8 protein-coding genes and 1 tRNA gene are annotated in these 12314 nt (G+C 51.0%); 5 read left to right on the forward strand and 4 right to left on the reverse strand.

Annotated features, from left to right (window positions below; translation table 11 throughout):
* Positions 1–42 precede the first annotated feature (42 nt).
* The 4 genes from D6024_RS09780 (at position 43) to D6024_RS09795 (ending at position 5418) form a co-directional block, all read left to right on the forward strand.
* Positions 43–1626, forward strand: coding sequence for a sensor histidine kinase (locus D6024_RS09780; RefSeq protein WP_240409999.1), 1584 nt, complete (start codon positions 43–45; stop codon positions 1624–1626).
* Positions 1601–2659 (forward strand): response regulator, encoded by a 1059-nt coding sequence (locus D6024_RS09785; protein WP_121354421.1) that lies wholly within the window; start codon positions 1601–1603, stop codon positions 2657–2659. Before D6024_RS09780 ends, D6024_RS09785 begins: the two co-directional genes overlap by 26 nt.
* Positions 2660–2839: 180 nt before the next feature.
* Positions 2840–4198, forward strand: coding sequence for an oxygen-independent coproporphyrinogen III oxidase (hemN, locus tag D6024_RS09790; protein ID WP_162944674.1), 1359 nt, complete (start codon positions 2840–2842; stop codon positions 4196–4198).
* Positions 4199–4401: 203 nt separating this feature from the next.
* Positions 4402–5418: a potassium channel family protein gene (locus D6024_RS09795; protein ID WP_121354423.1), complete on the forward strand. Its 1017-nt coding sequence runs from the start codon at positions 4402–4404 to the stop codon at positions 5416–5418.
* Positions 5419–5539: 121 nt separating this feature from the next.
* Here D6024_RS09795 and treS read toward each other — a convergent pair whose 3' ends face one another.
* The 4 genes from treS to folK form a co-directional block, all read right to left on the reverse strand.
* On the reverse strand, positions 5540–8890 hold the full coding sequence (treS, locus tag D6024_RS09800; RefSeq protein WP_121354424.1) for a maltose alpha-D-glucosyltransferase: 3351 nt from the start codon (positions 8888–8890) through the stop codon (positions 5540–5542).
* Positions 8891–9028: 138 nt separating this feature from the next.
* A tRNA-Gln gene (locus tag D6024_RS09805) sits at positions 9029–9099 on the reverse strand.
* Between the two features lie 188 nt (positions 9100–9287).
* On the reverse strand, positions 9288–9920 hold the full coding sequence (locus tag D6024_RS09810) for a deoxynucleoside kinase (protein WP_121354425.1): 633 nt from the start codon (positions 9918–9920) through the stop codon (positions 9288–9290).
* Positions 9921–9958: 38 nt separating this feature from the next.
* Positions 9959–10441 (reverse strand): 2-amino-4-hydroxy-6-hydroxymethyldihydropteridine diphosphokinase, encoded by a 483-nt coding sequence (folK, locus tag D6024_RS09815; protein WP_121354426.1) that lies wholly within the window; start codon positions 10439–10441, stop codon positions 9959–9961.
* Positions 10442–10502: 61 nt separating this feature from the next.
* Between folK and sppA the strand changes: the two genes are divergently transcribed.
* Positions 10503–12251 (forward strand): signal peptide peptidase SppA, encoded by a 1749-nt coding sequence (gene sppA, locus D6024_RS09820; protein WP_121354793.1) that lies wholly within the window; start codon positions 10503–10505, stop codon positions 12249–12251.
* The last annotated feature ends 63 nt before the right edge of the window (positions 12252–12314 follow it).

Below are 12314 nucleotides of genomic sequence, written 5' to 3' on the forward strand. Positions count from 1 at the left end.
TTCTTCTGCCTTAAGTTTGTGGAAAGTGATTCATCTGTGACGATGCCCCAACTCTCAAGCCGGCAAGCCAGCGTCTACGCTTTTTTGGTATTTGCCATCACCATCGCACTTGCTTTGTATATGCCGGGCTACAGCATTACCCTCAGCGGGTTGCTTATGGTGATCTTTCTTTCCGTGTTTGTACCGGGCCGCGGCGCCACGCTCATTGCAGGTGTGGGCAGCAGCGTTGTGGTATTGCTTTTCCTGGTCTGGAGCAATTGGATCAGGAAGCTTCCGGCATCGGGAGCCGAGTACTTTTTCCTGTTTATTCTCATTTCTTTCAGCACACTGATCGTCCTTTACATCAAGGGCCTGCTGCGAAGCATTCAATTCGATAAATCGCACATGACCTCCCTGTTCGAGAACGCAACCGAAGGAATCATCCTGGCCGACCAGACGGCGTCGATCGTGCTGGTGAATCCGTCGGCCTGCCGGATGTTCGGCTACGACCAGGATGAACTGGTCGGGCAAAAAGTAGAGGTGATGCTGCCTACCCGTTACCGGGCCGGGCATGTGCAGCTACGCGATGGGTTTTACCAACATCCGCAAAACCGCGAAATGGGTTCGGGTCGCGACCTTTTTGGCCAGCGGAAGGACGGGTCAAATTTCCCTGTGGAAGTAAGCCTTAGCTCGTACCGCCAGGATAACAAGCAATACGTGATTGCCTTTGTGGTGGATATCACGCACCGCAAGGAAATTGAGCGCAGTATGCTGGAACAGCAGAAACAACTGGAAAAAGTTACCAATGATATCCGGCGCATGAACGTCGAACTGGAAGGCAAGGTGGAGGAGCGGACGATCATCCTGAAAGAAGCCCTGCAGCGGCTGGAGCAGTCGCAGGAAGAACTGAGCGAAGCGCTGGATAAGGAAAGGCAGCTCAATGAAATTAAAAGCCGCTTTGTGTCGATGGCGTCACACGAATTCCGGACGCCACTGAGTTCCGTGCTATCGTCCGCATCGCTCATTGGCAAATACACCACCACCGAACAGCAGCCGAACCGCGACAAACACGTAAACCGAATCAAGGAAAGCGTCAAGCACCTGAACGACCTGCTCGAAGACTTTTTAAGCCTGGGCAAACTGGACGAAGGAAAGATCGGTGCCCAGGTGGGCGTTTTTCATTTGTCCGAAACCATCCACGACACCATCGACGAAGTACGGGGGATGATTCGAAAAGGGCAGGAAATTAAATACACGCATGATGGCGACGACTGCGTGAACAGCGACAAAAAATTGCTGAAAAATATCCTGATCAACCTGCTAAGCAATGCCCTGAAGTTTTCCGAGGAAAATGCCACAGTGGATGTCGAGAGCCGGGTGGATGGCGAGATGGCTACGATCCTCGTGAGAGACAAAGGCATTGGTATTTCGCCGGAAGACCAGGACCATCTTTTCTCTTCCTTCTTCCGGGGCAAGAACGCACTGAATATCCAGGGGACAGGCCTGGGCCTGCACATTGTGAAGCGCTATACCGAATTAATCGGCGGTACCATAAATTTACAGAGTGCGCTGGGCCACGGCACCACCGTTACGATAACAATACCCATTAAAGAAAATGAGCATGACGAAGACAATTCTGGTCATTGACGACAACAACGATCTGCGGGAGAACACCGCGGAAATCCTCGACCTGGCAGGCTATAAAACCCTGACGGCTGAAAACGGAAAACGCGGGGTGGAAGTGGCCACGAGGGAAAAGCCCGACGTGATCGTTTGTGACATCATGATGCCCGAACTCGATGGATACGGTGTGCTGCACCTGCTGCGCAAAAACCCCGATACGCAAAATATTCCGTTCATTTTCCTGACGGCAAAAACCGAACGCAGCGATTTTCGAAAGGGCATGGAAATGGGAGCTGATGATTATGTAACCAAACCCTTCGAAGACATCGAACTGCTCAACGCCATCGAAGTGCGCCTGAAAAAAGCGGAAGTGCTGAAGCAGAATTATGCATCGTCGCCGCAAGGCCTGACGCAGTTTGTGAAAGACGTAAAGGACAGCGGGCTGCTCAAGCATCTTTCCGACCAGTATGCCGTGGAAAATTTTCACAAGAAGCAGACGCTTTACCAGGAGGGCAAACGTCCCCGCTTCCTTTACTACCTCGTGAGCGGAAAAGTAAAAGCATTCAAATCGCACGAAGACGGCAAAGAATACATTACAGACCTGTTTAGCGCCGGCGATTTCATCGGCTATACAGCACTGATCGAAGACAAAAACTACGACGACAGCGCCACGATTTTGGAAGATGCCGATATCATGCAAATCCCGCGGGATGAATTTCTCGGAATGATTTACAGTGACATTAACATAGCGACAAAATTCATTCGGATTGTCACGCAGAACGTCAAGGAAAAGGAAGAACGCCTGCTCAACCTGGCCTACAGCTCGCTTCGCAAGCGGGTTGCCAAGGCGCTTGTAGACATCCATGAAAAGTTCAACAAAGACGGGCAGAAAAACCTGATCGAATTTTCGCGGGAAGACATTGCGCAATATGTGGGCACAGCCACCGAATCGCTGATCCGGACGTTAAGTGATTTCAAAGGCGAAAAACTGATTGATATTAAAAGCGGCAAGATCTCCATAATCAATCTTGACAAGCTAAAGAACCTGCTTTACTAACTCCCGTTTCATACGCCAAAAGCCAAATGTGAAAACAAAAAAGGTGCATCCTGTTTTTATGTTTGGCTTTTGCATTTTGGCCTTTGGCTCACCTGACAAATCTCCCCTTTGGTTCTAACCTGCATCATGTTTTACGCATCGGTGGGATTCTACTTTTGAACCATGATGCCAAATGAAACCGTGAATCCTCTGTTGGTACGGAAATACAATCAGCCACTGCCACGCTACACAAGTTATCCCACTGTTCCCGTCTGGAAGGAGCACCTGGATGTGGAAACATGGAAGAGTCTTTTTGTGCAAAAATTTGCCGAGCAGAACCACGTCAATGGCATCAGTATTTACATCCATTTACCATTTTGCGAATCGCTGTGTACCTACTGCGGTTGCAACAAAAAAATTACCACCAACCATTCGGTGGAAGAAGAATACCTGCAGGCCATTGAGAACGAGTGGAGGCTTTACCGCCAGTTGATGAAGCAAACGCCGGTCATTCGCGAAGTGCACCTGGGCGGCGGCACACCCACCTTTTTTTCTCCGCGGAACTTAAAACGCCTGCTGTCCACCATTTTGAAAAACAGCATTGTCCATCCGCGTCACGAGTTCAGTATCGAAGGACACCCGAACAACACGACCGAAGAACACCTGAAACTGCTGTACAGCCTTGGCTTCCGCCGTATCAGTTACGGGGTGCAGGACAATGATCCGCGTGTGCAGCGGGTGATTAACCGCATTCAGCCGGTAGAGAATGTCAGGCGGGCTACCGAACAGGCAAGAGCCATCGGTTTTACATCTGTCAACTATGACCTGATCTACGGCCTACCGCTACAAACACTCGAAAGCATCGAGCAAACCATTAACGAGGTGATCGCCCTGAAACCGGACCGCATCGCTTTTTACAGCTATGCCCATGTGCCCTGGACAAGCAAGGCGCAACGCCTGTTCGACGAAAACGACCTGCCCGACGCGGAAACAAAAATCCAGTTGTACTTAAAGGGCAAGGACCTGCTCACCAAAGCCGGGTATGCTGATATTGGCATGGATCATTTTGCCCTCCCGCATGATGAACTCTTTTTGGCCAGGGCAACCGGTCGCCTCCACCGGAACTTTATGGGCTACACTACGCAGAATACGGGGATGTTGCTGGGGTTGGGCGTTTCCAGCATTTCCGACACCGGCAATGGCTTTGCGCAAAACGAAAAAACGCTGCACGACTATTACGCCGCGGTGAACAACGGCCGGTTTGCCATCCGGAAGGGTTATGTGCTGAGCGAGGAAGACATTGCTTTTAAAAAATACATTTTGGATATCAGTTGCAAAGGCGCCACGACCTTCGGAAACAACCACCTGGCTTTGCTGAAAGCGTATACCTTTCCAAAACTGGATGCCCTTGCGGCTGATGGACTGGTGGAGTGGAACAGCCTTGGAGTACGGTTGACAGAGCAGGGGCACTTTTTCATCAGGGTGGTATGCAGCGCCTTCGATCTTTACCTGCAAAGAGGAGAACAAAGTGCAAAACCAATTTTTAGCAAAGCCATTTAAATTCTATATTCGTAGAACTGTCTGATGATTGCTTGCCATTACGGCCCTCGTTTCGTGCGGGGGCCTTTTTTTGGGTTAAGTACAAAAATTCCTTTAGCGAAAGACAGGCTGGGAAAGAGAGGATTTTTTTTGTTCCTCACTCAACTTAAGCCTTACTTTAACAGGCGCCGACTCAATGCCTGCCACCGTTGTAAATTCGTTTTATGCCGCTGGGTAAAAAATATACGCCGCTGACCTACTGGATGCTTGCGATTTTGTGCGTTTTCCTGTTTGGCGTATGCGGTTACGTGCTCATCGAAGGCTACAGCCTTTTTGATGCTTTTTACATGGCGCTGATTACCATTACGACAATTGGCTACCACGAAGTCAAGCCGCTGTCGCAGGTGGGAAGAGTGTTCAACTTTTTTTTTATCCTGACGTCTTTTACCACGTTCACGTTTTTGCTGGCACGGATTACCCAGTACATCCTGAGCGGGGAAATGACGTTTTACCTAACCAAAAGGCGACTTATGCAAACGCTGGAAAAGATGAATAACCACGTCGTGATTTGTGGCTTCGGACGCAACGGGCACCAGGCGGCCAAAACCCTGAAAGCACACAAGATTGATTTTGTCGTGATCGAAAAAAATACCGAAGTGATGCGGCAGCATTTTCACGACGACCGGTCGCTTGTATACCTGAGTGGCGATGCCACGGATGATGACATGCTGATCGAGGCCGGCGTGTCAAGGGCACGGGCAGTGCTGATCACGTTGCCCGAAGATGCCGACAATGTGTTTATCGTTTTGTCGGCGCGGTCGCTTAACCCCGGCCTGCAGATCATCAGCCGGGCTTCCAACCAGAGTGCCACTGCCAAGTTGTACAAGGCCGGCGCCGACAGCGTGATCATGCCCGATGCGATCGGTGGCATGCACATGGCAACCCTGGTGTCGAAACCGGATGTCATCGAGTTTATAGACTTCCTCTCCGGCGAGGATGGAGAGTCCATTCATATCGAAGCCGTGGACTACGAAAAGCTACCGGTCTCCATCCGCGACAAATCGCTAAAGGAAATCATGGACTGGAAGAAAACCGGAGTCAATTGCATTGGCGTTAAAGACAAGCAAGGCAAGTTCCGGATCAATCCACCCGATAGCATTGTCATTTCCAACGGCATGAAGGTAATCGTGCTGGGCACCCGCGAACAGATTGCCGAAATGCAGCGAAATGTCGGGGAGTAAGCTTTGTTTTTTTCGCCAGACGCTGTTTGGATATTTGGATAATTCGATATTGGGATATTATCTGTAACCAATATCCCAATATCGAATATCTTAATATCTAATCATTGTACTGAAACCGGCATTAGCCTGCTTGCTGCGCTGCCTGTTCTGTTTCGGCTACCGGTTCTTTTGCTTCTCCTGTGCCCAATACCATTTGCAGCATGCGAAGCGGTATCATTACGCGGTCCGGGTGATGCATTAGTTCCTGGTTCAGCAGGTGCAGGGCATTTTCCAACAAATACGTTTGCAGCAATATTTCCAAATCGTCGTTGTTGCCGGGGACAACCTGGCTGCCGTTGATCTTTTCCAGGTAAGCTTTCAGGAAAAAGTTCGTCATGTAGTGTGCCCAGAAATCGGCAAAGGGCAGCAGTTCCGCAATCTCTTCGGTCTGCGCATGCGTCGTTGTCAAAAATCCGTCGTACGCCACGACATAGAAAGAGCGGATCATCGCGGCCACGTCACGCAGGGGCGAACGCTTTAGCCTCCGTTCGCTGTAGGCCCTGGTGGGATTGCCGCCAAAGTCGTGCAGCACGATATCCTTGCCGGTGAGGAGGATATGCGGCAGGCCGAAATTGCCGTGCACACGGATCTTCTGTACATCGAGCTTCTTGCTGTAAATGCGTTTCAAAAGGTTGGTTACCCTATCGCGTTGGCTGCTGAAGGCCAGCATGTCGTCGTGCAAAGCCTCCGGCAATGCGGCGCTTTTTTTATCCAGGTTTTGCCAGGTTTCCCTGACCAGGGACGTAAACGACGAAAACAGCGACCGCTGGTAGTGCAGCGAAAACTCTTCGGGGACAAATTCCCGCGAAAGATTTTCTGCCAGCGCCAGGTGTAGTTCGGCTGTCCGTTCGCCTACCAGTCTTGCCATTTCTGCGGCATTGGCACCCACAAATTCCTTCATTTCATCGCTCAGTTCTTCAAACGCAACCGGCTCCGTCAGGGTTCCCTGTTTCGGATAACGCTGGAGCTGGGACCGGTCCCTTGCGAGGATGCGTTCGATGTAATTGGCGATTCTTTCCTGCATGTACCGATAGCCGTCGCCGTGGTTTTCTTCGAGCAGTTCCAGCATGGCCAATTGGAAAAACGTACTGCCCAGCCGCCATTCGATTCCGCCAACGTAGCGGGTGGTGTGCTGGAAGACTTTTTCCTCCGAGAGGTAGCGGGTGATCTCGACGTCGGGGTGAATGCCCTTGTCGACCTTGCGGTAGTATTTTAAAAAAAAGGTGTTGTCGTAAGAGAGGGCCGTATGCAATTCGCTGGTTGTATGAACCTTTGCCTTGATCTCCGGCACCTTTTCGAGGTGGGTCTTCAAAAGGTCTTTGGCTTCAAAAACAATTTCGCCGCCTGCCATGAACCGCTTGTTGTTGGCCAGGAAACGGAAGATGGCTTCCTGGAAAGAAACGGTGTAAATGCCATCGCAAAGAAGGCCTTCTTCATTTTCGACGCGTATCCGTGCAATGATCGCTTCCGGTGCCGACGCTTCCAGTTTTCTTGCTTCCTCGCCGCTTACAAAAACAAGCGGCAGTTGATAATACTCCGGCAGGCCGCTTTCGTAGGCAACTTCGACAAGCAGAATTTGCGCATCGCTTCCATCGACCGGCAAAGCCGTTTGGGCAACGATGGCTGTGCTGTAAATGCGTTTTCCCTTACCGGCAAACCACCGGGTCGATGCAATATAATCGGGCAGTACAAGATTCTGCAGGAGTTCTACCGTGTTGTCCTGCAGCAGGTGCTCCCATTGCTGTACGTTAAAATAGGGAAGCTTTTTTTCTACCCTCGTTTCCTGCTGCGGCTTTTCCAGAACGAACCACTGGTAGTCGTGCGGGCCAAGGGTGAAAAAGTAAGGACTGGACTCTTTTATGGCCGGAAAGCGGCTCTTGCTGAACGCTTCCAGCGGCACATAGCCTTTGAATTCCGACAAATCAATTTCGGCCGGCTGGGAGTATTTGGAAAGGTTTACCACAACCAGCAGGGTTTCGTCCTGGTAGCTGCGGGTAAACGCCAGGATTTTGGGATTGTCTACCGGGATAAAGGTCATGTCGCCGCGGCTGAAGGCTTTGTATTTTTTGCGCAGGTTGATGATGCGCTTCATAAACCAGAAGAGCGACGACGTATTGGCCCGCTGGGTTTCCACGTTCACCGATTCGTAGTGGTATTGCGGGTCCAGGATCACCGGCAGGTAAAGGCGTTGCGGGTTGGTGTCGGAAAAGCCGGCGTTCCTGTCGGGCGACCATTGCATGGGGGTGCGAACGCCGTCCCTGTCGCCGAGGTACACGTTGTCGCCCATCCCGATTTCGTCGCCGTAATAAATCACCGGTGTGCCGGGCAGCGAAAAAAGCAGGGAGTTCATTAATTCAATCCGCCGCCGGTCGTTTTCCATCAAAGGTGCCAGGCGGTGGCGGATGCCCAGGTTGATCCTGGCTTTGGGGTCTTTTGCATAGACCTTGTACATGTAATCCCGTTCTTCATCGGTTACCATTTCCAAGGTCAGTTCGTCGTGGTTGCGCAGGAAGATGGCCCACTGGCAATTTTCGGGAATGGCCGGGGTTTGGTCAAAAATATCGGTGATGGGATAGCGGTCTTCGCGTTGCAGGGCCATGAACATGCGGGGCATCACCGGGAAGTGATAGTTCATATGGCACTCGTCGCCGTTGCCAAAATACGAAGCCGAGTCTTCGGGCCACATATTGGCTTCCGCCAAAAAGCAAATACCGGGATAATGCTCGTCGATATAGGCCCGGAGTTTTTTCAGGTAAGCATGGGTCTCGGGAAGATTTTCGCCGTTTGTGCCCTCCCGCTCGAAAAGATAGGGAACGGCGTCCAGGCGAAAGCCATCTACTCCCATGGCACACCAGTAATCGAGAACTTTGATAATCTCTTCCTGCACCTGCGGGCTGTCGTAATTCAGGTCGGGCTGGTGGTGAAAAAAACGGTGCCAGTAATATTGCTGGGCCACCGGGTCCCAGGTCCAGTTCGACGCTTCGTAGTCGGTGAAAATGATGCGGACGTCTTTGTATTTTGTTGGGTCGTCGCTCCAGACGTAATAGTCCCGCTCGGGTGAGCCTTTCGGTGCCCTGCGGGCCCGCTGAAACCACGGGTGCTGGTCGGAGGTGTGGTTGACCACGAGTTCGGTAATGACCTTCAGGTTGCGCTTGTGTGCTTCGTCGAGCAGGAGCCTGAATTCCTCGATATTGCCGTAACGCGGGTTAATGGTATAATAATCGGCAATGTCATAGCCATCGTCCCTCAAGGGCGAAGGGTAGAAGGGAAGGAGCCAAATGGCGGTGACACCCAGTTCCTGCAGGTAATCCAGTTTTTGCAGCAGGCCTGCAAAATCGCCGATTCCGTCGTTGTTGCTGTCGGAAAAAGCCTTGATGTGGAGTTCGTAGATGATAGCGTCCTTGTACCAGTGCAGTTTATCGTCTAAAACCATATGCGAAATTCTTGTTCCTGAATCCGCATAATTAATGTGCCAAGAATGGAAAGGGGAAAGGTTAAGGATAAGGTTAAGGTGAAGGTTAAGATTGCGTGAACGGATAGAAAATGAAAAACCCCGCTTGTGCGGGGCTTGTTGAGCTACAAGGATTCGAACCTTGACAGACAGAACCAAAATCTGTAGTGCTACCGTTACACCATAGCTCAATCCGAAAGGAGTGCAAAAATAGGGGTGGGGGAAAAACGAGCCAAAATTTTTTTTGTTTTTGTCGCCTGATCTTTTCACTTGCGTTGAATCAGTTGCGTAGATAATTTCGGCCGCGAACCGCAATGCGAACGTGACTGTTCGGACTTCATGCCAGATTGCAGTCTGTCCCCCCTTTTTCAAAAACACATCACGGGAGTGTTAAATAATGTTGTCCTATTTCGTAGTCTTTTTCGAGGGCATCAATGATCGTTTGCAGGTGCGCTTCGTTGCCGATAAAATCGGCGTTCGATGCATCCACGAAAATGGTTTTCAGGTTGTGCTGCCGAATGTAGTGGGTGTACGTTTCCTGGATGCTGAAAAGATAGTCGTCGGGGATGCTTTGCTCGTAGGTGCGGCCCCGCTTGCGGATGTTTTGCTGCAGCCGTGTAACCGGCGCATGCAAATAAATTAAGATATCCGGCTGGATCAGTTGCTGGTGAATGATGTCGAAAAGCCGTTGATACAGGTTGAACTCATCCTGCGGCAGGTTGACCTTGGCAAAAAGCAGGCACTTGGTAAAAAGGTAATCCGAGATCGTGACACTTTGGAAAAGATCACGCTGCTGCAACAGTTCTTTTAATTGTTTAAAACGCTCCGCCATGAAAAACAATTCCAGCGGGAACGCATATTGTTGGGGGCTTTCGTAAAATTTAGGAAGAAAGGGATTGTCGGCAAACTGCTCCAGGATCAGGCGGGCATTGAACCGCTCTGCCAGCAAATGTGACAGTGTTGTTTTGCCGGCGCCAATGTTCCCTTCAACAGTGATGAATGAATACTTCATTTGAGAGCCGGCAAAATAAAAGATGTTGCAGCAACCGCTCAGGAAATTTTATGCACATCCAGCCGGTCGGGGCATTCTGCCAACAGCTGCGTGATTGTTTTGTTGAGAACCGGGTGAACAAAACCAGGGGCAATTTCAGCCATCGGCACAAGAACGAACCGCCTGTTCTGGATTTGCGGGTGCGGGATGGTCAGTGTGTCGCTGCACAGCACCGCGTGGTTGAAAAACAAGATGTCGATATCGATGATCCGCGGGCCGTAGCGTGCATCGCGTTTGCGGCCGAGGCTTTCTTCGATCTCCAAAATGATTGGCAGGAGGGCTTCAGCCGAGAGGCTGGTTTGGAGAACCAATACCTGGTTCAGGAAAGAATTTTGGTCCTCGACACCCCAGGCGGCGGTTTCATAAAGTGCGGATTGCCGGACGATGGGGCCGCACCGGCGGCCGATTTCCGTGCGGGCAGCGGCCAAAAATGCCTTCCTGTTGCCCATGTTGCCGCCTATCAGTAAATACGCTTTGTTCATTGTCTACACTCACTACGGCGTCAAATATCCTGTATTTTTGACGTTTGAAATTTTTTGCCGCATGCGAAGCTTCTTTAAAATCTTCTTTGCTTCTTTCCTTGCCCTGGTGATTTTTTCCCTGCTCGTTTTCTTTTTGCTGCTTGGTTTTTTCAGCAGTGTTACAAAAAAGAATGAGCCGGAAATTGCAGCCAAATCCGTCCTTTCCATCGACCTGGGGAAAAAGTTTAGTGAACATACCAACACCGCGCCGCTGGCTGCATTGGCCGGTGGCAACCAGCCTTCGCTTTACGAAGTGATCCGCCTGCTCCATTATGCGAAGACGGACAAAAACATCGCCGGTATTCTATTGAACATGGATGACAACGGCAACGGCTTTGCCGCGTCCAATGAACTGCGAACGGCATTGCTTGATTTTAAATCTTCCCAAAAATTCATCATCGCCTACGGCAACACCGTTTCGCAATCCGCTTATTTTATCGGCAGCGTTGCAGACAAAGTCTATGTCAATCCCACCGGCTCTTTCGAGTGGCTGGGTTTTCACGTTACGTTACCCTTTCTGAAGGACATGCTGGCAAAACTGGACATCCAGCCGCAGATCTTTTATGCCGGCAAATTCAAAAGCGCTACCGAAATCTTCCGCACCGATCAAATGACGCCGGAAAACCGGTTGCAAACGACGGCGTGGCTGGGAAATATCTACCGCTATTTCCTGCGCCAGACAGCCCAGGCACGGAAAGTAGATACGGCAACCCTGTACCGCCTTGCGGCAACAGCGTCGGTGCAAACACCACAGGATGCCGTGGCCAACAAACTGGTAGATGCGACCCGCTATGACGATGAAGTGCGGACAGAGATCAAAAAACGGCTGGGGATTGGTCGCTCAGATGTCCTCAATCTTGTACCGCTCAATACCTACAGTGATGCCGTGAATATCCGCAAAGGGGGCCGCAATAAAATTGCCGTGATCTATGCCGAAGGCGATATCGTTGATGGCACCGGCGACAACACACAAATCGGCGGCGAAAATTTCCGGGCATTGATTCGCAAGGCGAGGATGGACAAGGACGTGCGGGCTATTGTTCTGCGGGTGAATTCCGGCGGTGGTAGCGCCCTGGCCAGTGACGTGATCTGGCGGGAACTGCAAATGGCAAAACAGGAAGACAAAAAACCCATTGTTGTCAGCATGGGCGATGTTGCTGCTTCCGGCGGGTATTACATTTCCTGCGGTGCCGACAGTATTTTTGCCAATCCAAACACCATCACCGGTTCGATCGGGGTGTTTGGCATCATACCAAACATGCAGGGGTTTTTCAAAAACAAGCTGGGAATCACCTTCGACGGCGTGAACACGGCGCCCTATGCCGACGCCGGATCCGTGGTGAAGCCGATGGATGAAAAAGAACGCAGCATTATTCAGGGAAGCATCGAGCGGATCTATGGGGCATTCAAGCAGCGGGTGGCTACAGGCCGGAAACGCGATACGGTCTATGTGGAATCGATCGCACAGGGCCGGGTGTGGAGCGGGGAAGATGCACTGCGCATTGGCCTGGTGGACAGGCTGGGTAATCTTGACGATGCCATTGCCTGTGCGGCCCGCATGGCCAAGCTCACCGACTACGGGCTGAAAGAATACCCGGAAAGCGAAAACTGGCTGGAGAATATCCTCAACCGGAAAAAGCAGGAGCCGGCCGCCCTGATCAAAAATGAAATTGGTGAAGAGAACTACAAGGTGTTTGAGCAGGTGAAAAAGATTAAAGCCATGACAGGCTCGGTGCAGGCCAGGCTGCCCTTTGAAATTATTTTTAAATAAAGAGCGATGAGTGAAGAATGATGAGAGGCGGCCGATTGTTCATCAGTTATTACGCAGCATAGT

It is taken from the genome of Flavisolibacter nicotianae, assembly GCF_003628535.1.
Classification (GTDB): Bacteria; Bacteroidota; Bacteroidia; order Chitinophagales; family Chitinophagaceae; genus Flavisolibacter; species Flavisolibacter nicotianae.